Below are 23,122 nucleotides of genomic sequence, written 5' to 3'. Positions count from 1 at the left end.
AGCGGCAGCTCGGTCTGGAGGCGTGGGCCGGTCAGTCGCGGCCCGCGCCCCGGTAGAGGTCCAGCTCACCGTCGAGTTCCACGGCCAGGACGGTCGCGTACTCGTCCAGGTCGGCCGCCCCCGGTGCGTCGATCCAGGTCACGCCGGGCACCTTGTCCAGGCCGCCGGTGACATGGTGGCCCAGTTCGGTACCCGTGCCGACGAGCGTGACGCGCCGGACCTCGTTGCGCAGGCCCCGGATCGACACGGCCTCGCGGGGCGCGTCGAAGCAGACCAGATACAGGGTGCGTCGGTCGGCGGAGAGGGTGCTCGGACCGTAGTGGTGCCCGGCGGGCAGCCCCGCGACCGTGCCGTACACCGCGTCGGCGTGCTTCCGCACCCAGGCGCCGAGCCCCTCCAGCCGCTCGACCTGCTCGGCGGGAATCGTGCCGTCCTCCATGGGGCCGGCCCCGAGCAGCAGGTTGCCGCCCATGCCGATCGTCTCCGTGAAGTAACGCACCAGCTGGCGCACCGACTTGAAGTCGCGGTCCTTCGCCCGGTAGCTCCACGAGTCGTTGATCGTCAGGCACAGCTCCCACGGGCCGTCCGGGGCGATCAGCGGAACGCCCTGCTCGGGGGTGGCGTAGTCGCCGTAGCTGAGCATGCGGGCGTTGAGGATGGTGTCCGGGTTGCCCGCGAGGATCTGCTCGGACAGCTCCCGCATCCGCCACTGTTCCTCGGTGCGCTCCCACTCACCGTCGAACCAGAGGACATCGGGGCGGAAGCGCTCCACCAGCTCGCCCACCTGGCCGTCGCGGTAGGCGAGATAGCGCGCCCAGGCCTCCGGGTCCTCCTCGCCGGGCCGGGCCTCGGAGTAGTGGTTGGGTTCGACGATGTGCGGGCCGGGGTGGCGCTCGCTCGCGTAGTCGGGGTGGTTCCAGTCGGAGTGCGAGTAGTAGAGGCCGACCTTGAGGTTCCGCTCGCGCAGGGCGTCGACGAAGCCGGTCACCAGGTCCCGGCCGGCCGGGGTGTCCCGGACCACGTCCAGACCGCGGTGGTCGGTGTCCCACAGGGCGACGCCGTCGTGGTGCTTGGCGGTGAGGACCGCGTACTGGGCGCCGACGCGGGCGAACAACTCGGCCCAGGCCTGCGGGTCGTAGCGCGAGGCGGTGAAACGGTCGAGCTGTTCCATGTACTCCTCGTGCGTGACCTCACCCGTGTAGAAGGACCACGACTCGGCCCAGCCGTCCACGGCGTAGACGCCGTAGTGGATGAAGATGCCCAGCTTGGCATCGGAGAACCAGGGTTGCATCGGCATGCGCCCACGCTAGGCACGGGCTCCCGGCGCGCGCGTGGGCGCCGGTCACCACTACTGGTCTGTTTTCACCATCGGCGACGATCGACGTGAGACCTCTTTACGTACCTGTCATGCACCTGTAGCTTCCGCGCTGCAAGAGATTTCAGGAACTTTCCGGTTCCTCTTGCAGTCCAGAACCCCGCATTTCAGGCCGTATAGGAGTCACGCATGAGGCGTACAGCCATGAGACGGGCCCGCCCACACCCCCTGCTGGCGCTCGTGACGGCGACCGTGCTGATGGGCTCGCTCCCGCCGGACACGGGCTCCGCGCCCATGGCGGAGACGGCTGCCGCAGGCTCGAACACCGCGACCGTCTTCTACTACACGAAGACCAAGAACTGGCCCACCACCTATCTCCACTACGCCCCCGACGGCGGCTCCTGGACCACCGTCCCCGGCACGGCGATGGAGCAGGCCTGTACGAACTGGGTCAAGAAGACCGTGGATCTGGGCTCGGCCGCCGGTCTCCAGGCCACCTTCAACAACGGCAGCGGCACCTGGGACAACAACGGCGGCGGCAACTACGCGCTCGGCACCGGCACCCTCACCGTCAAGGACGGCGTGATCGCCCACAGCGACCCGTGCGCCGACACCGGCACGGGAACCGGGAACCAGGCCACCGTCTACTACTCCACGGCCACCTCGGGCTGGACCACCGCCAACATCCACTACGCGCCCACCGGCGGCTCCTGGACCACGGCCCCCGGCGTGGGCATGACCGCGGCCTGCACGGGCTGGTGGAAAAAGACCCTCGACCTTGCCACCGCGACCTCGCTCAAGGCGGCCTTCAACAACGGCAACGGTGTCTGGGACAACAACAACAGCGCCGACTACACGATCCCGGCCGGCACCTCGACGGTGAAGGACCGGACGGTCACCGCGAACGCCGCCGACCCGTGCGCCGCCGAAGCACCGGACACGGAGGCACCCACCGCGCCCGCCAAGGTCACCGCGAGCGCGACCAACACCTCGGTCGTGGTGAGCTGGGACGCGTCGACCGACAACAAGGGCGTCACCAAGTACCAGGTGACGCGCACCGGCGGCACCAAGGGCACCTTCGTGACGGACATCGGCTCAACGGTGTTCTCCGACACGGGACTTGAGGAGCGGACCGCCTACACCTACACCGTGAAGGCCGTCGACGCGGCCGGCAACACCTCGCCCGCCTCCGCCTCCGCGACCACCACGACCGGCGACAGGGCCCCCACGCCGTCCTCCGGCACCCCGCTCGGCACCGACCCGCGCAAGGACCCCATCTACTTCGTCCTCACCGCCCGCTTCTACGACGGCGACACGGGCAACGACCGCGGCGGCAGCCAGCACACCAAGTCCGGCAACGCGGCGAACAACGACCCCATGTTCCGCGGCGACTTCAAGGGACTGGTCGAAAAACTCGACTACGTGAAGGCGCTCGGCTTCTCGGCGGTCTGGATCACCCCGGTCGTCCTGAACCGCTCCGACTACGACTACCACGGCTATCACGGCTACGACTTCTACAAGGTCGACCCCCGCCTGGAGTCGGCCGGCGCCTCCTACCAGGACCTCATCAACGCGGCCCACGCCAAGGGCATGAAGATCTACCAGGACGTCGTCTACAACCACAGTTCCCGTTGGGGTGCCAAGGGCCTGTTCACCCCCACGGTGTACGGCGTCCGGGACACACAGTGGAGCTGGTACTACGACGAGAAGGCCGAGGGCTTCGACTACGACGGTCTGACCGTCGAGCCCAAGTCCGGGAAGTCCTACTACAACGGCGACCTGTGGTCGACGGCCGAACCGACCGGCAACACCTGTCTCAACTGGGGCAAGCCGACCGGCGGTAAGAGCGCCGAGGGCTACACGCTCTACAACTGCCAGTGGCCGAGCCCCACTTCGGGCATGTTCCCGAAGGCCTACTACCACCAGTGCTGGATCGGCAACTGGGAGGGGGAGGACTCCCGTTCCTGCTGGCTGCACGAGGACCTGGCCGACTTCGACACCGAGAACACCACGGTCCAGAACTATCTGATCGGCGCCTACGACAAGTACATCGACATGGGCGTGGACGGCTTCCGGATCGACACGGCCGTCCACATTCCGCGCGTGACCTGGAACCGCCGCTTCCTGCCCGCCATCTACGACCGGGTGACACAGAAGTTCGGCACGGAGGCGGCGAAGAACTTCTTCGTCTTCGGTGAGGTCGCGGCCTTCGTCAACGACAAGTGGAACCGCGGCTCGGTCAACCACTCGGCGCAGTTCTACACCTGGAAGGAACGCAAGGAGTACAGCGCCGACGACGAGACGGCCGCCATCGAACAGTTCGCCTACGAGAACAACCTGGGTACCGGGAACCAGCCGACGTCCACCAACGCCTTCCTGAGCGGCAACAGCTACCACACGCCCGACCGCAGCCGGTTCTCCGGCATGAACATCATCGACATGCGCATGCACATGAACTTCGGTGACGCGCCCAACGCCTACGGCAACGGCAAGGACTCCGACGACTCCGTCAACGACGCCACGTACAACGTCGTGTACGTCGACAGTCACGACTACGGACCCAACAAGTCGAGCACCCGCTACAGCGGCGGTACCGACGCCTGGGCCGAGAACATGTCGCTGATGTGGACCTTCCGAGGTATCCCGACTCTCTATTACGGCTCCGAGATCGAGTTCCAGAAGGGCAGGCAGATCGACTGCGGACCGACCTGCCCACTGGCGAACACCGGACGCGCGTACTACGGCGACCACCTCGCCGGATCGGTCACCGCGAGCGACTTCGGCACGGTCGGCTCGGCGAGCGGCGAGGTCGCGAACACCCTGGCGCAGCCGCTGGTCAAGCACCTGCAGCGGCTGAACCAGATCCGCCGGGCGGTACCGGCTCTGCAGATGGGCCAGTACTCCACGGAGGGCATCAGTGGCCAGATGGCCTTCAAGCGCCGGTACACCAGCGGCTCGACGGACAGCTTCGCGCTGGTCACGGTCACCGGCGACGCCACCTACACCGGCATCCCGAACGGCACGTACACCGACGCCGTCACCGGTGACGTACGGACCGTCTCGAACGGCACGCTGAGCGTGGCGGCGCCGGGCAGGGGCAACCTGCGGGTGTACGTCCTGGGCGGGCCCGGGAAGATCGGCACCGCCGGGCCGTACCTGAAGTAGTGGACACCGGTCCCGGGGACTCCATGGCCCCGGGACCGGCTCCGCACCCGCACGCGGCGCGTCCCCGGCATCCTCTCTCCAGGTCACGCATGCCCGCGCACCCCTCGGGTAGGCGACCTCCACTGTGCCCGGGGCCGGCTGTGTCCCGGGCGGCCCGTACGACCGCCGCTACCAGGGGACCCACCATGGAGACACCCGCCAACCAGGACACCGCCACACCGGCCCGACTGGCGCTCGACGCCCTGGCCGACAACACCCAGGACCCGGCCGCGCTGGACGTCCTCGCCATGAGTGACGTGCTGGTGCCCGTACCGGACGACGTCAGTGACGTGGACGCCCGCAACCCCTCGACCGTCGCGCTGCCCGTCCTGGAGGAACCGGACGGGCGGGAGGCGGTGCCGGTGTTCACCTCGGAGCCCGAACTGGCCGAGCTGCTGCCGGCCGTCTCCCGCTACCGTCTGATCCCGCTGGGCGCCCTCGCCGACCAGTGGCCCACCGGCGACCTCTCCCTCACCATCGACGCGGCCTCCCCGCACGGGATGACGGTCACCTCCGAGGGCGTACGAACCCTGCTGGCCAGGCCCTTCGAGTACTGAACGCATCCCACGAGGCGGGCGCCCCGAATTCCGGGGCCCCGCCAGGGGCGCGGGGAGCTGCGCCGACTGGCCACGGTGGACCTGCGGACGGCGAACCGGCCTTGGAGCCTCCAGGGGCGCGGGGAGCTGCGCGACCGGCCACGGTGGACCTGCGGACGGCGAACCGGCCTTGGAGCCTCCAGGGGCGCGGGGAACTGCGCGACCGGCCACGGTGGACCTGCGGACGGCGAACCGGCCTTGGAGCCTCCAGGGGCGCGGGGAACTGCGCCGACTGGCCACGGTGGACCTGCGGACGGCGAACCGGCCTTGGAGCCTCCAGGGGCGCGGGGAACTGCGCCGACTGGCCACGGTGGACCTGCGGACGGCGAACCGGCCTTGGAGCCTCCAGGGGCGCGGGGAACTGCGCCGACTGGCCACGGTGGACCTGCGGACGGCGAACCGGCCTTGGAGCCTCCAGGGGCGCGGGGAACTGCGCGACCAGCCACGGTGGACCCGCGCACGACGAACCGGCCCCGCAGCGGAGCGCCTACTCGCCCAACGTCCGTGCCAGCGCAGCCCGTTGCAGCGGCAGCACCTCGCTGTGCAGCTCGCGCCCCCGAGCCGTCAGCGCGACCCGCACTCCGCGCCGGTCCTCCACGCACATGCTGCGCTCCACCAGCCCGTCCTTCTCCAGCCGCCCGATGAGCCGGGAGAGCGCGCTCTGGCTGAGGTGGACCCGGCCGGCGATGTCCTGCACCCGGCACTGCTCGCCCGGGCCGGCGGATTCCCTCGCGGTGGCCGCCTCGGCGACGAGGACGTCGAGGACCTCGAAGTCGCTCGCGCCCAGGCCGTGCGGATGCAGCACACGGTCGATCTCGCACATCGTGCGCGCGTGCGCCGCCAGGATGTCCCGCCACTGGTCCGCCAGACCCGCCCCGGCGTTGTTCGCTGCCATGCACCCCATGTTAATGCGTATGCATAAAAAACGGCGTGGCCGAGGTGGTGATCGCCGACTCAGGCGGAACCCAGGCGGAACTCAGGCGGATCCCCGCTTGATCAGCTCGGTGGGCAGGATCACCGCCGCCGGATCCTCGCCGCCGATCTGCGCGAGCAGCACCCGGACCATCTCGGCGCTGATCCGGTCGTAGGGCTGCCGGATGGTCGTCAGCTGGGGGCGGGCGGCTAGGGCGGCCGAGGAGTCGTCGAAGCCGCCCACCGACACGTCCCCGGGGACACTGCGCCCCGCCCGGTCCAGTGCCGTGAGCACGCCCTGTGCCATCAGGTCGGACGCGACGAACACGGCGTCCAGGTCCGGGCACCGGTCCAGCAGCCGCCGAGCGCCCGCCTCGCCGCTGGCCCGGCTGTAGTCGCCGGAGACGACGAGGCGCTCGTCGTACTCGATGCCCTCCTCGGCCAGTACCTCGCGATAGCCGGCGAGGCGCTCCACACCGCCCGGGGTGTCGAGCGGGCCCGTGACCACCCCGATGCGGCGACGGCCCAGCGACAGGAGATGGCGCACCATGTCCCGGGCGCCGTCGCGGTCGTCCGCCGCCACGTAGCTCACCTTGGAGCCGAGGCCGATCGGCTTGCCGCACGCGACCAGCGGTACGCCCGCCTCGCACAGCTCCTGCGCGACCGGGTCGCCGGAGTGGCTGGAGACCAGCAGCACCCCGTCGACGTGACCCGCGGTGATGTACCGCGTGAGGCGGCGCCGCTCGTCCTCCGTGCCCGCCAGCATCAGCAGCAGCGGGATGTCGTGCGCCGCCAGTGCCTGGGTACAACCCCGCAGCAGGACATTGAAGTTGGGGTCCTCGAAGAACCGCTCCTGAGGCTCCGTCAGCAGAAAGCCGATCGAGTCGGAACGGCCGGTGATGAGTGAGCGGGCGTGGCGGTTCACCACGTAACCCGTCTTGCGGATCGCGGCGTTCACCGCCTCCTGGGCGCTCGGGCTGACGTAGTGCCCGCCGTTGAGCACGCGCGAGACGGTGCCTCGGGACACTCCCGCCTCGCGGGCCACGTCGTGGATCGTCGGCGGTTTGCGCCGGCCCCCGGTATTGCTCATGGTCATGACTTTACGGCTCCGGAAAGCAGGTCGAGGCTCCAGAACCGCTGGATGACCAGGAACAGCGCGATCAGCGGGACGACCGCCAGGAACGCGCCCGTCACCACCAGCGTGTAGAGGGCCGGGGTGGCCGATCCCTGTTCGAGAAGCGTGAACAGGCCCAGCGTGATCGGGAACTTCTCGTCGTCACTGAGCATGATGTAGGGGAGCAGGAAGTTGTTCCACACCGCCACGAACTGGAACAGGAACACCGTCACCAGGCCCGGGATCATCATCGGGAGCGCGACCCTGGTGAAGATGCGCCACTCGCCCGCCCCGTCCATCCGCCCGGCCTCGACCACATCGGCCGGTACCGCCGCCGCCGCGTAGATCCGCGCGAGGTAGATGCCGTACGGGGAGAGGACCAGCGGCAGCAGCACGGACGCGTAGGAGTCCGTGATGTCGGCCTTCGCCAGCAGCAGGTACTGGGGGATCGCGAGGATCACCGGCGGCATCAGCACGCCCGCCATCAGGACGCTGAACACCGTCTCCCGGCCGCGGAAGCGGTATACCGCCAGCGCGTAGCCGCTGACCGCGGAGACGGCTGTCGAGAGGAGGGCGCCGAGCCCGGCGTAGAGGGCCGAGTTGCCCATCCACTTCCAGTAGACGCCGTCGCGGTAGGCGCTCAGCTCCTTCACGTTGTCGGTGAAGCCGCTGCCGGGCAGGAACGTGAACGTGGAGAACAGCTCGCTGCCCGACTTCGTCGCCGCGATCACCACCCACGCGACCGGCAGCAGGCAGTACAGGGCGCCCAGGAGCAGGGTGATCGTCGGGACCAGGGCGATCCGGCCGCGCAGCGGCGGGCGCCGCACGGTGCCGGGCCTGGTGCCCGTCGCCGCTTCCGTCTTGCCCACGGCAAGAGAACTCATCGTGCTGCCTCCTGCTTGTTACGGGAGTTCGCGGCCCGCAGGAAGCCGAACGAGAGGACGAGTGTGACGATCGCGATGATCGTCGCCTCGGCCGCCGCCGAGTAGATGTCGCCCTTGCCGAAGGCGTCCTGGTACACCTTCATCAGCGGACTCCACGTCGTGGACACGGAGTTGGTGAGGGGCTTGAGGGTGGTCGGCTCGCTGAACACCTGGAGTGTCGCGATGATCGAGAAGAAGAAGGTCAGCACCAGCGAGGGCGCCACCATCGGGATCTTGATCCTGAGGGCGATCTGCAGCGGGGTCGCGCCGTCCAGCTTCGCCGCCTCGTACACCTCGGCCGGGATGGACCGCAGCGAGGTGTAGATGACGATCATGTTGAAGCCGGTGCCGCCCCACACCGCGATGTTGGAGAGGGCGAGATAGAGCGGACCGCCGTCCAGCAGGTCCGGCTGCGGCATCCCCAGCCTGTCGAGGACGAAGTAGAACGGGCTGACGTCCGGCAGGTACAGGAACCCCCAGAGCAGCGCGGCGACGACGCCCGGAACGGCGTACGGCAGGAAGATCGCGAGCCGGGTGAAGGGGGTGAACCGTACCTTGTCCGCGTCGAGCATCAGCGCGAAGACGAGGGCGAGCCCCAGCATCACCGGGACGACGATCGCGCCGTAACCGACCACGCGCAGCGCGCCGCTCAGCAGCTCGCTGTCGGTGAGGGCGTCGGTGTAGTTCCCGATGCCCGCCCAGACCTCTTTCCGTGCCCCGGCGCCGAGGCCCAGGCCGGACACCTTCACCTTGTGCAGGCTCAGCCAGAGCGCGTAACCGATGGGCAGCGCGAAGAAGAGGGCGAACAGGATCACCGCGGGGAGGAGAAAGGCGTACGGGGCCGACCTGACCCCGTACGACCTCCGGCGTGCGCTGGTCACTCCGCGACTCCGAAGCCCTGCTTCTTGAGGTCGGCGACCGTGTCGTCCTGCATCGTCTTCAGGGCGGCACCGAAGTCCGACTTGTTCTTCGCGGCCGAGGCGAACGCGTCCTTGAACGAGGTGTACGCCACGTTCACGTTCGGGCCCCACGCGGACGGGGCCGTGGTCTTCGCGATCTCGGCGGCCTTGGGGTAGAAGTCCGCCTGGTTGGAGAAGAAGTCGGGCGACTTGAGGAACGCGCCGCTGAGCTGGGCGCCCGAGGCGGCCGGGTAGATCCCGCCCTCCTTGGCGAGCGCGGCCAGCGCGTCACGGTCGGTGTTCAGCCAGGCGGCGAACTTCGCGGCGGCCGACTTGTGGTTCGAGTCGGTGGTGACCGCGGTCGAGGAGCCGCCCCAGCTGCCCGTCACGTCCTCGCTCACGGACCACTGGGGGAGCGGGGCCATGGCCCACTTGCCCTTGGTGTCCGGCGCGGCCGTGGTCAGGGTGCCCGGCGCCCACACCGCGCTGACCCACGCGATCTGCTTGCCGGTGTCGAGTGCCTTGTTCCAGGCCGGGGTGTACATCGGCTGGTTGTCGATGGCGTCGGCCTTGACGAGGTCGCCCCAGAACTTGGCGACCTTCTGGGTCGCCGCGTCGTCGATACCGACCTTCCACTTCTCGCCGGAGGTCGTCCACCACTTGGCGCCGGCCTGCTGGGCGAGGCCCGCGAAGAGACCGGAGTCGTTGGCGGAGAAGGTGGTGAGGTCCTTGTCCGGGGCCTTCTTCTTCAGGTCCTTGGCGGTCTGGGCGAACTCGGCCCACGTGGTCGGGACCTTCAGGCCGTACTGCTTGAAGAGGTCCTCGCGGTAGTAGAACATCATCGGCCCGATGTCCTGCGGCACCGCGTACACCGCGTCCGTGCCCAGCGTCGTCTGCTGCCAGACACCGTCGGCGAAGTCCTTCTTCGCGTCGCCGACCTCGCCGGAGATGTCCGCGAGGGCGTCGTTGCTGACCAGCGTCGGCAGCGCCTGGTACTCGGCCTGCACCAGGTCCGGCGCCTTCTTGGCCTTGTGCGCGGTGAGGATCTTGGTGACCAGGGTGTCGCCGGACGCCTGCTTCTTCACCGTGACGGTGATCTGCTGCTCCTTGCCCGGCCCCTTGTTCCACAGGTCCACGACCTTGTCCATGCCGGGCGTCCAGGTCCAGTACGTCAGCGACACCGGGCCCGACTGGGCGTCGCTGTCGTCGTCGGACCCGCAGGCGGCGAGTGTGGTGGCGCCGAGCGTGACGGCGACCGCGGTTGCCACGAGGCGCCACTGCTTCGTGTTCGGCATGGAACTTCTCCCCTGACCTTGGGGTCCTCGCCTGCTGCGAAGACCCGTCATGCTTCTGTGAGCGTTCACAGTAGAGAAACACACTGGACACTTGTCAATGGTTGTTGCCATGCGGTTATCTAGGCCACGCGCCGCCAACCGCTGTGTGTGCACGTTCCCAAGATACGTTCCAAAGCGACTGACCGATCGGGAGACATTCCATGCCGGAGACCACCCCCACGGGCCTCACCAGGCTTGCCTTCGGCGGTGACTACAACCCCGAGCAGTGGCCGGAAAGCGTCTGGCAGGAAGACGTCCGGCTGATGCGCGAGGCCGGTGTCACCATGGTCAGCGTCGGGATTTTCTCGTGGGCCCTGCTGGAGACCGCGCCCGGGGTGTACGACTTCGGCTGGCTGAGCCGCCTGCTCGACCTCCTCCACGAGAACGGCATCCGCGCCGACCTCGGCACCCCCACCGTGGCCCCGCCGGCCTGGTTCTACCGCGAGCACCCGGACGCGCTGCCGGTCACGCCCGAGGGCGTGCGCTACGAGTTCGGCTCCCGCGCCGCGATCTGCCACAGCAACGCCGACTACCGCGCCGCCGCCGCGAACATCACCACGAAGCTCGCCGAGCGCTTCGGCGCCCACCCCGCGCTCGCCATGTGGCACGTGCACAACGAGTACGGCGTCCCCGTCTCGGCCTGCTACTGCGACTCCTGCGCCGCCCACTTCCGCCGCTGGCTGCAGACGGCGTACGAGACCGCCGACGGGGTCAACGAGGCCTGGGGGACGGCCTTCTGGGGCCAGCGCTACACCGCCTTCGAGCAGATCAACCCGCCGCGCGCGGCGCCCACGGTCGGCAACCCGGGCCAGGCACTCGACTACAAGCGGTTCGCCGACGCCACCATGCGCGAGAACTTCGTGATGGAGCGGGACATCCTGCACCGTCTCGCGCCCGGCATCCCGGTCACCACGAACTTCATGACCGCGCTCAGCCAGTGCGACTCCGTCGACTACTGGGCCTGGGGCCGCGAGGTCGACATCGTCACCAACGACCACTACCTGATCACCGACGGCCGCCGCACCCACGTCAACCTGGCGATGGCCGCCGACCTCACCCGCTCCGTCGGCGGCGGCGCCCCCTGGATCCTGCTGGAGCACTCCACCTCGGGCGTCAACTGGCAGGCCCGCAACCCCGCGAAGGCACCGGGCCAGATGGCCCGCAACTCCCTCGCCCACGTGGCCCGGGGCTCCGAGGGCGCGATGTTCTTCCAGTGGCGCCAGTCCCGGCGCGGCGCCGAGAAGTTCCACTCGGCGATGCTCCCGCACGGCGGCACGGAGACCCGTGTCTGGCGCGAGGTCGTCGAACTCGGGGCGTCCCTCGACTCGTTGGCCTCGATCCGCGCCACCCGCACGGTCGCGGACGTCGCCGTCCTGTGGGACTGGCACTCCTGGTGGGCGCAGAACCTCCAGTGGCGCCCCAGCGAGGACCACGACCCGCGCGAGCGCGCCGACGCCTTCTACGAGGCCCTCTACGACCGCCACCTCACGGTCGACTTCGCCCACCCGGAAGCCGACTTGTCGGCCTATCCCCTTGTCGTCGTACCCGCCCTGTACCTGATGACGGAGGCCGCCGGGAACAACCTCAGGGAGTACGTCGAGAACGGCGGCACCCTCGTCGTCTCCTACTTCTCCGGCATCGTCGACGAGCACGACGCCGTCCACGAGGGCCCCTACCCGGGCCCCCTGCGCGACGTACTAGGCCTGACCGTCGAGGAGTTCTCACCGCTGCTCCAGGGCGACGCGGTACGCATCACCGGCCCCGACGGCTCCGAGCTGACCGGCGACGTGTGGACGGAGTTCGTCGTCCCGCGCGGCGCCGAGACCGTGTGGACGTACGCCGACGGACTCACCGCCGACCACCCGGCCGTCACCCGCCACCGCCTCGGCGAGGGCACCGCCTGGTACGTGTCGACCCGCCTCGACGCGCACGGCCTGGACGCCCTGCTCGGCTGGGCCACCGAGGACGCCGACATCGCGCCCCGCGCCGACCTCCCGCACGACGTCGAACTCGTCCGCCGCACCGGCGAGTCGGGCACCTACCTGTTCGCCGTCAACCACACCGCGTCGGACGCCAAGGTGCCCCTGGAGGCGCCCGGCACCGAACTGCTCACGGGCGAACGAGCCGCGGGCCGCCTCGCGCTGCCCGCCGGAGCCGTCCGGGTCGTACGACTCGACGGCTGAGCCGCAAGTTCCCCTCCGCCCGTGCGTGCCACGAGAGCCGCGGGCGGAGGGGCTCCCTCCTTCCCCTCGGGAGGGACACCCCCCAACCCCATCACGTCGAAGGGACGACGGACGACGATGTTCCATCCCAGACGCACACACAGGCGCGCACTCAGGGCCCTGCTGCTTCCGCTCGCCGCGGGCCTCGCCCTCACCGCCCTGCCCGCCACGTCGGCGCAGGCGGCCAGCACCCTCACCAACGGCGGCTTCGAGGCCGACGGTTCGGGTGCCGCCGTCCCCAACGGCTGGTCGGAGTACGGCGACACGGGCGCCTCGTACGTGGAGTCCGGTGGCCACGGCGGCAGTTACCGCCTGTCCCACTACTCCGCCTCCGCCTACAAGGTGGAGACCTACCAGTACCTGTCCGGGCTGACCAACGGCAACTACAAGCTCACCGCGTGGGTGCGCTCGGGCGGCGGCCAGAAGTCGGCCTACATAGCGCTGAAGAACTGCGGCAGCGCCGAGCAGCGCACCGACCTGCCCGTCTCCGCCAGCGGGTGGATCCGGATCGTCGTGCCGATCGCGGTGACGAACAACCAGTGCACGATCAGCGTCAACTCCGACGCCAACGCGGGCAACTGGATCAACGTCGACGACCTGACCTTCGCCTCCGGCACGGGCGGGCTGTCCGTCAAGGGCGCCGACATCTCCTCCCTCCCCAAGAGCGAGGCGCTGGGCGGCACTTACAAGACCAGCTCCGGGACCACGACGGACGCCCTCACCGTCCTCAAGAACTCCGGCATGAACTACGCGCGGGTCAAGGTCTGGGTCAACCCGGCCGACGGCTACAACAACAAGGCACGCGTGCTCGCCCTCGCCAAGCGCATCAAGGCGCAGGGCATGAAGCTGCTGGTCGATTTCCACTACTCGGACACCTGGGCCGACCCGGGCGCCCAGAGCAAGCCGTCCGCGTGGGCCGGACACTCGTACAGCCAGCTGAAGGCGGACGTCTACAACCACACGTACGACGTGCTGGGCGCCCTCAAGTCCCAGGGCACCACCGCCGACATGGTCCAGGTCGGCAACGAGATCAACGGCGGCATGCTGTGGTCCGAGGGCTCGACCGACAACTGGTCGCAGCTCGCCGGCCTGCTCAACTCCGGCTACAACGCGGTCAAGGCGGTCAACTCCGGCACGACCGTGGCGCTGCACCTGGCCAAGGGCGGCGACCTGGCGGGCACCCGCTGGTGGTTCGACAGCGCGGTGTCCAACGGCGTGAAGTTCGACGCCATCGGCCTTTCCTACTACGGCTACTGGCACGGTTCGCTGTCCGACTTCCAGACCACCCTGGACGACGCGGCCTCCCGCTACGGCAAGCCGGTGTTCGTCGCCGAGACGGCTTACCCCTTCCGGCTCGACAGCGAGGACTCGCACGAGAACATCATCGACACGACTGGTGAGCTCGTCTCCGGGTATGCGGCGTCCACGGCGGGTCAGTCGGCCTGGTTCCGTGACATTTTGAACATCGTGGAGGCTGTTCCGAACGGACGGGGACTCGGCGTCTTCTACTGGGAGGCGACCTGGACCGCGGTCACCGGCAACGGCTGGGACCCGACTGACTCGTCCTCGGGCAACGGCTGGGAGAACCAGGCCCTGTTCGGCTACGACGACAAGGCGCTTCCCGCGATGACGTGGTTCAGCCACCGTTGAGCCACGAGTGACCGGGGGTTCGGCCGCCTGAGGGGGGCGGCCGGGCCCCTGCTTGTTGGGCTGCAAGGGCTTACTCGAACGCACGTACGCGATGGAAAGGGTTCGACCTCGGCCAAGAGGTGCGAAGCCCCGGACGCGGTGGCCCCGACTGCGGGACATTGGGAGGCACGGCACGCGGTGAGTGCTCGAGGAGGCGCGATGCTGAAGAGACCGGGAGGCGGGCAACGCCTGGAGATCCTGGAGTGGCTGAAGGACCCGTCCGCGCACTTCCCGCCCCAACGGCACGGTGACCCCGTCGAGGACGGAGTCACGGCCGCCGCCGTCGCCGCGAAACTCGGCGTCCGCCGCTCCGTCGCCCACACCCACCTGGGTCTGCTCGCGGGCATCGGCATGGTCCGGACGAAGAGGATCCGCTGGCGGACCTTCTACCGCCCCGACGAGGTGCGCATCGCCGAGGTGGCGCGGATGTTCGAGAAGGGCTGGTAAACGTCGAGGGCGCCCGCAGTCGGCCGGGCGGGTGGAGCGGTCGGCGCGCTGTCGGAGGCCGGTCGCGCCCCGCGGCGGAGCCGCCGATCGCCACAGCCCCGCGCCCCTTTCGGGATGCTCCGCCGCCCCTCTGACCCGGGTGCGGCCCGCACGTACCCGGCGTTACCCTGTTGACCGGCCGCGATTCCCGCTCGCGGCGCGGCGGTGGGGCCCGCCGTACCCGAACCGCGGCAGCGTCGCCGCCAACGGTCCCTACTTGCTCACACGAGCGCGCCCGCACGGCCGGGCGCCGGCGAGTAGGAGACGTACGGCCATGACAACCCCCGACCTCCGGACCGGGACCGTCGCCGTCCCGCCCCGCCCTTCCGTCCTGCACGGTCAGGCACCCGTCGTCGCGGTGGTCGCGATCGGCGGCGCGATCGGCGCCAGTGCCCGCTACGCGGCCTCGCTGGCCTGGCCCGCGCAGACCGGCGGATTCCCCTGGACCACCTTCTGGATCAACGTCGTCGGCTGCGCCGTGATCGGCGTGTTCATGGTCGTCATCACGGAGACCTGGGCCGCCCACCGCCTCGTACGCCCCTTCTTCGGCACCGGAGTGCTCGGCGGCTTCACCACCTTCTCGACGTACGCCGTCGACATCCGGAAACTGGTCGACCACGGCCACCCCGGCACCGGGCTCGTCTACCTCGCCGCGACCCTGCTCGCGGCCCTCACCGCCGTGACACTCGCGGCGACCGCGACCCGCCGGGTCCTGAAGCGGAGGCGACGATGACCAGACCGACCGGCAGCGCCCTGCGCCTGACCGTCCTCATCGGCGAGCACGACACCTGGCACCACAAACCGCTCTACTCGGAGATCGTCCACCGCGCCCGAGCGGCCGGCCTCGCGGGTGCGAGCGTCTTCCGCGGCATCGAGGGCTTCGGCGCCTCTTCCCTCATCCACACCTCGCGCCTGCTCTCCCTCAGCGAGGACCTGCCGGTCGCGATCGTCATCGTCGACACCGAGGAACACGTACGGTCCTTCCTGCCGCAGATCGACGAACTCGTCACCGAGGGACTGGTCATCCTCGACGACTGCGAGGTCATCCGGTATGTAGGTCGACCAGATGGCAAACCGGGCGAAGCGGACGAGAAGGGTAAGAAGTCGTTGTGAAGTGGCTGCTCGTGATAGCCGGCGGAATGGTCGGCGCGCCCCTCCGCTACCTCACCGACAGGGTGGTGCAGTCCCGCCACGACACCGTCCTCCCCTGGGGCACCTTCGCCGTCAACGTCACCGGCTGCCTGATCCTCGGCCTGCTCACCGGCGCCGCCCCGGGCCCGAACCTCCAGCTGCTCCTGGGTACGGGCCTGTGCGGGGCGCTGACCACGTACTCGACCTTCTCCTACGAGACGCTGCGGTTGGCCGAGGACGGAGCAGGCCTCCTCGCCGCCGCCAACGTCATGGTGAGCGTGCTGGCCGGCCTGGGCGCGGCTTTCGCGGGCGTGTGGGTGGGTGGCGCGCTGTAGACGTGGGGCGTCCGGGACTTGTCGGCGTGTAGTAGGACTGACCCCGCCGCTGCCCGTCCCTCCCCAGCAGAACTGGATTCCATGAGCGCCATCTCCATCGGTCAGGCCGTCATTCTGGGAGCCGTCGAGGGGGTGACCGAGTTCCTGCCGGTCTCCTCCACCGGCCATCTGAAGATCACCGAGGGGCTGATGAACATCCCCGTCGACGACGACGCCGTCGTCGGGTTCTCGGCCGTCATCCAGGTCGGCGCGATCGCCGCCGTGTTCGTGTACTTCTTCAAGGACATCGTCCGGATCGTCTCCGCCTGGGGGAGGGGCCTGAAGAACCGCGACGAGCGTTACCACCACGACTACAAGTTCGCCTGGTGGGTCATCTACGCCACCATCCCGATCGTCGTCGTGGGTCTCGCCGCCAAGCCGCTGATCGAGGGCCCGCTGGCCTCGCTGTGGGTCGTCGCCGCCTCGCTGATCGTCGGGAGCGGGGTGATGTGGGCCGCGGACCAGATGGGCCGGCACAAGCGCGGTGAGGACGACACGTCGTTCAAGGACGCGATGCTGGTGGGCAGTTCACAGATCCTCGCCCTCCTCTTCCCCGGCTTCTCCCGCTCCGGCGCCACCATGTCGACGGCGCTGATCCTCGACCTCGACCGGGTCGCCGCCACCCGCCTCTCCTTCTTCCTCGGCATCCCCGCGCTGACCGGCGCCGGGCTCTACGAGCTGAAGGACGCCCTGGGCGCGGGCGTGGGGGTCGCGCCGCTGGCCGTCGGGACGGTGGTGTCCTTCGTGGTCGCCTACGGCTCCATCGCCTGGCTGCTGAAGTTCGTCGCCAAGCACTCCTTCAACGCCTTCGTGATCTACCGGATCGTCGTGGGCCTCGCGCTGTTCGGGCTGCTGGGCGCGGGTGTACTGAACTGAGCCGGCGCCGGGTGGGGGACCGGCCCCCGGGCTCCCACCCTTGACAGGCCCCTCCCGTCACCCGCAGGATCACCTCCGTGAACCTGTCAGACAGCCAGACAGGTGGCTCGGTGCCGCGGCGCGTCAGCGCTATGGAAGCGGTCCTCGGTCATCTGCGCAGCGCCATCGAGCGCGGAGACTACGCGGTGGGGGACAAGCTCCCTTCCGAGGCCGAACTGTGCCGCCGACTGGAGGTGAGCCGGCCCGTGCTGCGGGAGGCTCTGAGGGCCCTGCAGACCATGGGCCTGACCGTCTCCAAGACCGGCAAGGGCACTTTCGTCGTGTCCAGTACCGTCGAGGACCCCACCTTCGGCGACTACGCGGCGAGCGACCTCCTCGAAGTCCGCCGCCACGTCGAGATCCCGGTCGCCGGTTACGCGGCCCTGCGACGGACGCCCGAGGACCTCGACCACCTCGCGCACCTGCTGGAGCGCATGGAGCACGAGACCGACACCACCGCGTGGGTCGCCATGGACACCCTCTTCCATCTGGCTGTGGCCCAGGCCGCCCAGAACCCGGTGTTCCGCCGGGTGATCGAGGAGATCCGGGACGCGCTGGCCCGGCAGTCGGCGTTCCTGAACGAACTGGGCGGCCGGCGCGAGCAGTCCAACCGCGAACACCGGGCGATCGTCGAGGCCTTGATCGACCGCAGCGAGGACGACGCGGTGGCGGCCATGTCCCACCACCTCGACCGGGTCTCGACGACCCTCACCGACATCGTGCGCGCCGCGCACACGGACACCCCCACAGAACCATCCCCGGAAGGCGGACCCGAGGCGTGAGCGAGCAATCCCTCCAGGACGGACCGGCGAACGGCACGGCGCAGAAGAAGGCCGTGCACGTGGACGCCGGTGACGCGGGCTACAGCAAGTCGCTGAAGTCCCGGCACGTCAACATGATCGCCATCGGCGGAGCCATCGGCACCGGCCTGTTCCTCGGCGCCGGCGGCCGGCTGGCCGACGCCGGCCCGTCGCTCTTCATCGCCTACGCGGTCTGCGGCGTCTTCGCCTTCCTCGTCGTCCGGGCGCTGGGTGAACTCGTCCTGTACCGGCCCTCGTCCGGCGCGTTCGTGTCGTACGCCCGTGAGTTCCTGGGTGAGAAGGGCGCGTACACCGCGGGCTGGATGTACTTCCTGAACTGGGCCACCACCGGTATCGCCGACATCACCGCGGTGGCCCTCTACACCCACTACTGGGGCATGTTCTCCGACATCCCGCAGTGGGTGATCGCGCTGATCGCCCTGGCGGTCGTCCTCACGGTGAACCTGATCTCTGTGCGAATGTTCGGCGAACTGGAGTTCTGGTTCGCCATCATCAAGGTCAGCGCCCTCGTCGTCTTCATGCTGATCGGCATCTACCTGCTGGCCACCCAGCACAAGGTCGACGGCACCACCCCCGGCCTGTCCCTGATCACCGACAACGGCGGCGTCTTCCCCAACGGCCTGCTGCCCATGCTGCTGATCATCCAGGGCGTCGTCTTCGCCTACGCGTCCGTCGAACTCGTCGGTGTCGCGGCGGGCGAGACCGAGAACCCCGAGAAGATCATGCCGAAGGCGATCAACTCGATCATGTGGCGGGTCGGCCTCTTCTACGTCGGCTCGGTCGTCCTCCTCGCGATGCTGCTGCCGTGGAACAAGTACACGTCGGCCGAGAGCCCCTTCGTGACCGTCCTGTCCAACATCGGTATCCCGGCGGCCGGCGGCGTGATGAACCTGGTCGTCCTCACGGCGGCCATGTCGTCCCTCAACTCGGGCCTGTACTCGACCGGCCGCATCCTGCGCTCGATGGCGATGTCCGGCTCCGCGCCGAAGTTCACCGGCAACATGAGCCGCAGCCAGGTCCCCTACGGCGGCATCCTGCTCACCAGCGGCTTCTGCGTCCTCGGCGTCGGCCTCAACTTCGTCGTCCCGGCCGACGCGTTCGAGATCGTGCTGAACTTCGCCGCGATCGGCATCCTCGCCACCTGGGGCATGATCATGGTCTGCCACCTGGTGTTCTGGCGGAAGACCGAGAACGGTGAGCTGACCCGCCCGAGCTACCGCCTCCCCGGCTCCCCGTGGACCGAACTCGTGACGCTGGCCTTCCTCGTCTCCGTCCTCGTCCTGATGTACGCCGACGGCGGCGCCGGCCGCACCACCGTGCTGTGTCTCCCGCTGATCGCCGGGGTCCTGGTCGCGGGCTGGTACGGCGTCCGTGCCCAGGTGGCCCGCAAGGCCGCCGAAGCGCCCGCGGCCTCCGGGTCCCCCGACTCCACCGGGTCGGCCGGAGCCGACGCGTGAACCACGCAGTGATGCAGGACGAAGTGATACAGGAAGCAGTACACGCAGCCATGAACAGCAGTTCACTCGCGGACGCTCCCGCGATCCGCGAACCCCTCCACTCGCCCGTCGCACACCTCGTGCGCGGCGGGGTCGTCGAGGGCGTCCACTACGGTTCCGTCGTCGTCCTCGGACCCGACGGCCAGGTGGAGCTGCAGATCGGCGACATCGAGGCGGCCTTCTATCCGCGCTCCGCCCTGAAGCCCGTCCAGGCGGTGGCCATGCTCAGGGCCGGCCTGCCCCTCGACGGCGAGCTGCTCGCCCTGGCCGCCGCCAGCCACTCCGGCGAGGAACGCCACCTGGCCGGCTCCCGCCGCATCCTGGAGCTGGCCGGCCTCTCCGAGGGCGACCTGCGCAACGTGCCGGACCTGCCGTTCGACCCGGTCGTCCGCGACGTCTGGATTCGCGAGGGCCGCCTGCCCTCCCGCCTCGCCCAGAACTGCTCCGGCAAGCACGCGGCCATGCTCTACACCTGCGAGCTCAACGGCTGGCCCCTCGACAGCTACCTCGACCCCGGCCACCCCCTCCAGCAGGCGATCGCCGAGATCGTCGAGGATCTCACCGGGCAGCGCATCGCCCAGGTGACCGTCGACGGCTGCGGCGCACCCCTCTTCTCCATCTCCCTGCACGGCCTGGCCCGCGCCGCCGCCCGGATCACGACCGCCGCCCCGGACACCCCGGAGGCCCTGGTCGCCGACGCGATACGCGACCACGCCGAGATGGCCTCCGGCTCGGGCCGGGACGTGGCCGCGCTGATGCGGGCCGTGCCCGGGCTGCTCAGCAAGGACGGCTTCGAGGGCGTCCAGGTCGCCGCCCTCCCGGACGGCCGGGCCGTCGCGGTGAAGATCGCCGACGGCGCGAACCGGGCCCGCGTCCCCGTCACGGCGGCGGCACTCGGCCGCGCCGGCGTGGACCCGGAGCTGCTCACCGAGTTCGAGGGCGAGGCGCTGCTGGGCGGCGGCCGGGAGGTCGGGCGGGTCCGGCCGGCCCGCGCGCTCGATCCGGTACCGCGGCGGTAGGGATATCCGCACGGACTTCATCGCCCCCGCCGCCCTTACCCGTCCCATCCCGTTCCTGGGGGCCGCGCCCCCAGACCCCCGCTGTCGGCCCTGAAGGGGCCTCGTCCTCACATGCCGGCCGGCCGAATTGTCAGCCCCCGTCACGAAAGAAGGCCCACCCAGTCATGACCGGCGCAGCCACTCGCAGCGAACACGACCTGCTCGGCGACCGTGACGTTCCCGCCGAGGCGTACTGGGGTGTCCACACCCTGCGCGCCACGGAGAACTTCCCCATCACCGGCATGGCCATCTCCGCCTACCCGCACCTCATCGACGCCCTCGCCGCCGTCAAGGAGGCCGCGGCCCTCGCCAACGAGGAACTCGGCCTCCTCGACCCGAAGAAGGCCGCCGCGATAGTCGAGGCGTGCCGGGAGATCCGCGGTGGCGGGCTGCACGACCAGTTCGTGGTGGACGTGATCCAGGGCGGGGCCGGCACGTCGACGAACATGAACGCCAACGAGGTCGTCGCGAACCGGGCGCTGGAACTGCTGGGCCACGACAGGGGCCGGTACGAGTACCTGCACCCCAACGAGGACGTCAACCTCGGCCAGTCCACCAACGACGTCTACCCGACCGCCGTCAAGGTCGCGACCGTCTTCGCGGTGCGGGAACTGCTCAAGGCGATGGCCGTGCTCCAGGACTCCTTCGCCCGCAAGGCGGTCGAGTTCCACGACGTGCTGAAGATGGGGCGTACACAGCTCCAGGACGCGGTGCCGATGACGCTCGGGCAGGAGTTCTCCGCGTACGCGGTGATGATCGAGGAGGACCGCAGCCGGCTCGCGGAGGCGGTCCTGCTGATCCACGAGATCAACCTCGGCGCCACCGCCATCGGTACGGGCCTCAACGCCCCCGCCGGATATGCCGAGTCGGCCCGCCGCCACCTCTCCGCGATCACCGGCCTGCCCCTCGTCACGGCCACCAACCTGGTCGAAGCCACCCAGGACTGCGGGGCGTTCGTCCAGATGTCCGGCGTCCTCAAGCGGGTCGCCGTCAAGCTCTCCAAGAGCTGCAACGACCTGCGCCTGCTGTCCTCCGGGCCGCGCGCCGGGCTCGGCGAGATCAACCTGCCGCCGGTGCAGGCCGGTTCGTCGATCATGCCCGGCAAGGTCAACCCGGTGATCCCGGAGGTCGTCAACCAGGTCGCCTTCGAGGTGATCGGCAACGACGTCACCATCACCATGGCCGCCGAGGCCGGACAGCTCCAGCTCAACGCCTTCGAGCCGATCATCCTGCACTCCCTCTCGGAGTCCATCACCCACCTGCGCGCCGCCTGCCTCACCCTCGCCGAGCGCTGCGTCGACGGCATCACCGCCAACACCGAGGCGCTGCGCGCGAGTGTGGAGAACTCCATCGGCCTGGTCACCGCCCTCAACCCCTACATCGGGTACACGGCCGCAACCGACATCGCCAAGGAGGCCCTCGTCAGCGGGCGGGGCGTCGCCGAACTCGTCCTGGAGAAAGGCCTGTTGCCCGCCGAGCGACTCGCTGACCTGCTCCGCCCCGAGATCCTCGCGGGCAACGGCTCGGCAACGTAAGTCCACTGCCGGCAGACACGAACGCGCACCAGGACCGGCCCGGAAGGAGAATGGCGATCATGGCATCAGCTCCGTCGCCCGCACCCTCGTCCTCACCGCCGCCCCCGACCTTCCAACCGGTCCTGGAACGCATCGCCGAAGAGATCGGCCGCACCCCCGGCCGAGGGCGCCCCGCCGACTACATCCCGGCGCTCGCCGCCCGCGACCCGCGCAGCTTCGGCATGGCCGTCGCCGAACTCGACGGCACCGTCTACGGGGTGGGGGACTGGCGGCAGCCGTTCTCCGCGCAGTCCGTCACCAAGGTGTTCACGCTCGCCCTCGACCTGGCCCGCGAGGGCGACGAACTCTGGGAGCACGTCGGCCGCGAGCCGTCCGGCAACCCCTTCAACTCCCTGATCCAGCTGGAGTACGAGAACGGCATCCCGCGCAACCCGTTCATCAACGCGGGCGCCCTCGTCGTCACCGACCGCCTGCACACCCGTACCGGCGACGCGGCCGGAGCGCTCCTCGACTTCCTGCGCACGGAGTCCGGCAACCCCGGCCTCACCTTCGACAAGGAGGTGGCCGCCTCCGAGGCCGGACGCGGCCACCGCAACGCCGCCCTCGCCCACTTCATGGCGTCGTACGGCAACATCGACAACCCGGTCCCTGACCTGCTGGACCAGTACTTCCGCCAGTGCTCCGTCGAGGCGTCTGCGCCGACCTCGCCCTCGCCACCGGCTTCCTGGCCCGGCACGGCGTCCGAGCCGACGGCACCCGCCTCCTGACCCGCAGCCAGGCCAAACAGATCAACGCCATCATGCTGACCTGCGGCACCTACGACGCGGCAGGCGAATTCGCCTACCGGGTGGGCCTCCCCGGCAAGAGCGGAGTCGGCGGCGGCATCATCGCCGTCGTCCCCGGCCGCTGCACGCTGTGCGTATGGAGCCCCGGTCTGGACGAGAGAGGCAACTCGGTAGCAGGCGTAGCAGCCTTGGACCGCTTCACGACACTGACGGGAGTGTCGGTCTTCTGAGCCGCGCGTGTCCTGACGGGACGCCTCAACCCCCTGTTGGGGGGCGCCCCCGTAGGGGCGCGGGGAACTGCGCGACCAGCCCC

At 69.6% G+C, this 23,122-nt stretch carries 19 protein-coding genes and 1 pseudogene; 14 read left to right on the top strand and 6 right to left on the bottom strand.

Annotated elements, in window-relative coordinates; all coding sequences use genetic code 11:
- Positions 1–31: 31 nt before the first annotated feature.
- Positions 32–1,297, bottom strand: a complete 1,266-nt coding sequence (locus STRTUCAR8_RS37080) for an alpha-L-fucosidase (RefSeq protein WP_006381502.1) — start codon at positions 1,295–1,297, stop codon at positions 32–34.
- A 207-nt stretch (positions 1,298–1,504) separates the two neighbouring features.
- On the opposite strand from STRTUCAR8_RS37080, the gene STRTUCAR8_RS37075 reads away from it, so the two are divergent.
- Positions 1,505–4,480 carry a carbohydrate binding domain-containing protein gene (locus tag STRTUCAR8_RS37075; protein ID WP_044473532.1) on the top strand — a complete coding sequence of 992 codons (2,976 nt, stop codon included), beginning with the start codon at positions 1,505–1,507 and terminating at the stop codon, positions 4,478–4,480.
- 185 nt (positions 4,481–4,665) lie between these two features.
- Positions 4,666–5,076, top strand: a complete 411-nt coding sequence (locus STRTUCAR8_RS37070) for an SseB family protein (protein ID WP_006381483.1) — start codon at positions 4,666–4,668, stop codon at positions 5,074–5,076.
- 526 nt (positions 5,077–5,602) lie between these two features.
- Here the strand turns inward: STRTUCAR8_RS37070 and STRTUCAR8_RS37065 are convergent.
- From STRTUCAR8_RS37065 to STRTUCAR8_RS37045, 5 genes are all read right to left on the bottom strand, one after another.
- Positions 5,603–6,010 carry a MarR family winged helix-turn-helix transcriptional regulator gene (locus tag STRTUCAR8_RS37065; RefSeq protein WP_006381410.1) on the bottom strand — a complete coding sequence of 136 codons (408 nt, stop codon included), beginning with the start codon at positions 6,008–6,010 and terminating at the stop codon, positions 5,603–5,605.
- A gap of 81 nt (positions 6,011–6,091) precedes the next feature.
- Positions 6,092–7,123: a LacI family DNA-binding transcriptional regulator gene (locus STRTUCAR8_RS37060; RefSeq protein WP_006381460.1), complete on the bottom strand. Its 1,032-nt coding sequence runs from the start codon at positions 7,121–7,123 to the stop codon at positions 6,092–6,094.
- Positions 7,120–8,025: a carbohydrate ABC transporter permease gene (locus STRTUCAR8_RS37055; protein ID WP_044473531.1), complete on the bottom strand. Its 906-nt coding sequence runs from the start codon at positions 8,023–8,025 to the stop codon at positions 7,120–7,122. The genes STRTUCAR8_RS37060 and STRTUCAR8_RS37055 overlap by 4 nt, the downstream gene beginning before the upstream one ends.
- A complete protein-coding gene (locus tag STRTUCAR8_RS37050; protein ID WP_006381550.1) occupies positions 8,022–8,945 on the bottom strand; it encodes a carbohydrate ABC transporter permease in 924 nt (307 codons plus the stop codon). Before STRTUCAR8_RS37050 ends, STRTUCAR8_RS37055 begins: the two co-directional genes overlap by 4 nt.
- Positions 8,942–10,258: an ABC transporter substrate-binding protein gene (locus tag STRTUCAR8_RS37045; protein WP_006381443.1), complete on the bottom strand. Its 1,317-nt coding sequence runs from the start codon at positions 10,256–10,258 to the stop codon at positions 8,942–8,944. The genes STRTUCAR8_RS37050 and STRTUCAR8_RS37045 overlap by 4 nt, the downstream gene beginning before the upstream one ends.
- A 200-nt stretch (positions 10,259–10,458) precedes the next feature.
- Here STRTUCAR8_RS37045 and STRTUCAR8_RS37040 point away from each other — a divergent pair, with 200 nt between their 5' ends.
- The 12 genes and pseudogenes from STRTUCAR8_RS37040 to STRTUCAR8_RS36985 all read left to right on the top strand — a co-directional run bounded on the left by STRTUCAR8_RS37040 (position 10,459) and on the right by STRTUCAR8_RS36985 (position 23,039).
- The gene (locus STRTUCAR8_RS37040; RefSeq protein WP_006381565.1) at positions 10,459–12,480 is read left to right on the top strand and encodes a beta-galactosidase; all 2,022 of its coding nucleotides are present in this window, start codon (positions 10,459–10,461) and stop codon (positions 12,478–12,480) included.
- A 117-nt stretch (positions 12,481–12,597) separates the two neighbouring features.
- On the top strand, positions 12,598–14,169 hold the full coding sequence (locus STRTUCAR8_RS37035; protein ID WP_006381489.1) for a glycosyl hydrolase 53 family protein: 1,572 nt from the start codon (positions 12,598–12,600) through the stop codon (positions 14,167–14,169).
- 198 nt (positions 14,170–14,367) lie between these two features.
- Positions 14,368–14,655, top strand: a complete 288-nt coding sequence (locus tag STRTUCAR8_RS37030) for a helix-turn-helix domain-containing protein (RefSeq protein WP_006381538.1) — start codon at positions 14,368–14,370, stop codon at positions 14,653–14,655.
- A gap of 313 nt (positions 14,656–14,968) precedes the next feature.
- A complete protein-coding gene (gene crcB, locus STRTUCAR8_RS37025; RefSeq protein WP_006381438.1) occupies positions 14,969–15,427 on the top strand; it encodes a fluoride efflux transporter CrcB in 459 nt (152 codons plus the stop codon).
- Complete coding sequence (locus STRTUCAR8_RS37020; RefSeq protein WP_006381431.1) at positions 15,424–15,807, top strand: DUF190 domain-containing protein; 384 nt, start codon at positions 15,424–15,426, stop codon at positions 15,805–15,807. The genes crcB (STRTUCAR8_RS37025) and STRTUCAR8_RS37020 overlap by 4 nt, the downstream gene beginning before the upstream one ends.
- Complete coding sequence (gene crcB, locus STRTUCAR8_RS37015; protein WP_006381517.1) at positions 15,804–16,160, top strand: fluoride efflux transporter CrcB; 357 nt, start codon at positions 15,804–15,806, stop codon at positions 16,158–16,160. The genes STRTUCAR8_RS37020 and crcB (STRTUCAR8_RS37015) overlap by 4 nt, the downstream gene beginning before the upstream one ends.
- 81 nt (positions 16,161–16,241) lie before the next feature.
- Positions 16,242–17,075 (top strand): undecaprenyl-diphosphate phosphatase, encoded by an 834-nt coding sequence (locus tag STRTUCAR8_RS37010; RefSeq protein ID WP_006381417.1) that lies wholly within the window; start codon positions 16,242–16,244, stop codon positions 17,073–17,075.
- Positions 17,076–17,206: 131 nt separating this feature from the next.
- Positions 17,207–17,896, top strand: coding sequence for a FadR/GntR family transcriptional regulator (locus STRTUCAR8_RS37005; protein ID WP_044473530.1), 690 nt, complete (start codon positions 17,207–17,209; stop codon positions 17,894–17,896).
- Positions 17,893–19,392 (top strand): amino acid permease, encoded by a 1,500-nt coding sequence (locus STRTUCAR8_RS37000; RefSeq protein ID WP_006381503.1) that lies wholly within the window; start codon positions 17,893–17,895, stop codon positions 19,390–19,392. The genes STRTUCAR8_RS37005 and STRTUCAR8_RS37000 overlap by 4 nt, the downstream gene beginning before the upstream one ends.
- Before the next feature lie 50 nt (positions 19,393–19,442).
- On the top strand, positions 19,443–20,450 hold the full coding sequence (locus tag STRTUCAR8_RS36995; protein ID WP_078507429.1) for an asparaginase: 1,008 nt from the start codon (positions 19,443–19,445) through the stop codon (positions 20,448–20,450).
- A 164-nt stretch (positions 20,451–20,614) separates the two neighbouring features.
- Positions 20,615–22,024 (top strand): aspartate ammonia-lyase, encoded by a 1,410-nt coding sequence (gene aspA, locus STRTUCAR8_RS36990; RefSeq protein WP_006381520.1) that lies wholly within the window; start codon positions 20,615–20,617, stop codon positions 22,022–22,024.
- Between the two features lie 59 nt (positions 22,025–22,083).
- Positions 22,084–23,039, top strand: a pseudogene (locus STRTUCAR8_RS36985) (glutaminase).
- Positions 23,040–23,122 lie beyond the last annotated feature (83 nt).

Source organism: Streptomyces turgidiscabies Car8 (genome assembly GCF_000331005.1).
Classification (GTDB): Bacteria; Actinomycetota; Actinomycetes; order Streptomycetales; family Streptomycetaceae; genus Streptomyces; species Streptomyces turgidiscabies.
This window is presented reverse-complemented; position numbering and strand designations above follow the sequence as displayed.

Coding starts and splice junctions, on each gene's coding strand:
- STRTUCAR8_RS37080 (WP_006381502.1), bottom strand. CDS start 1,297: ATGCCGATGCAACCCTGGTTCTCCGATGCCAAGCTGGGCATCTTCATC.
- STRTUCAR8_RS37075 (WP_044473532.1), top strand. CDS start 1,505: ATGAGGCGTACAGCCATGAGACGGGCCCGCCCACACCCCCTGCTGGCG.
- STRTUCAR8_RS37070 (WP_006381483.1), top strand. CDS start 4,666: ATGGAGACACCCGCCAACCAGGACACCGCCACACCGGCCCGACTGGCG.
- STRTUCAR8_RS37065 (WP_006381410.1), bottom strand. CDS start 6,010: ATGGCAGCGAACAACGCCGGGGCGGGTCTGGCGGACCAGTGGCGGGAC.
- STRTUCAR8_RS37060 (WP_006381460.1), bottom strand. CDS start 7,123: ATGACCATGAGCAATACCGGGGGCCGGCGCAAACCGCCGACGATCCAC.
- STRTUCAR8_RS37055 (WP_044473531.1), bottom strand. CDS start 8,025: ATGAGTTCTCTTGCCGTGGGCAAGACGGAAGCGGCGACGGGCACCAGG.
- STRTUCAR8_RS37045 (WP_006381443.1), bottom strand. CDS start 10,258: ATGCCGAACACGAAGCAGTGGCGCCTCGTGGCAACCGCGGTCGCCGTC.
- STRTUCAR8_RS37040 (WP_006381565.1), top strand. CDS start 10,459: ATGCCGGAGACCACCCCCACGGGCCTCACCAGGCTTGCCTTCGGCGGT.
- STRTUCAR8_RS37035 (WP_006381489.1), top strand. CDS start 12,598: ATGTTCCATCCCAGACGCACACACAGGCGCGCACTCAGGGCCCTGCTG.
- STRTUCAR8_RS37030 (WP_006381538.1), top strand. CDS start 14,368: ATGCTGAAGAGACCGGGAGGCGGGCAACGCCTGGAGATCCTGGAGTGG.
- crcB (WP_006381438.1), top strand. CDS start 14,969: ATGACAACCCCCGACCTCCGGACCGGGACCGTCGCCGTCCCGCCCCGC.
- STRTUCAR8_RS37020 (WP_006381431.1), top strand. CDS start 15,424: ATGACCAGACCGACCGGCAGCGCCCTGCGCCTGACCGTCCTCATCGGC.
- STRTUCAR8_RS37010 (WP_006381417.1), top strand. CDS start 16,242: ATGAGCGCCATCTCCATCGGTCAGGCCGTCATTCTGGGAGCCGTCGAG.
- STRTUCAR8_RS37005 (WP_044473530.1), top strand. CDS start 17,207: ATGGAAGCGGTCCTCGGTCATCTGCGCAGCGCCATCGAGCGCGGAGAC.
- STRTUCAR8_RS36995 (WP_078507429.1), top strand. CDS start 19,443: ATGAACAGCAGTTCACTCGCGGACGCTCCCGCGATCCGCGAACCCCTC.
- aspA (WP_006381520.1), top strand. CDS start 20,615: ATGACCGGCGCAGCCACTCGCAGCGAACACGACCTGCTCGGCGACCGT.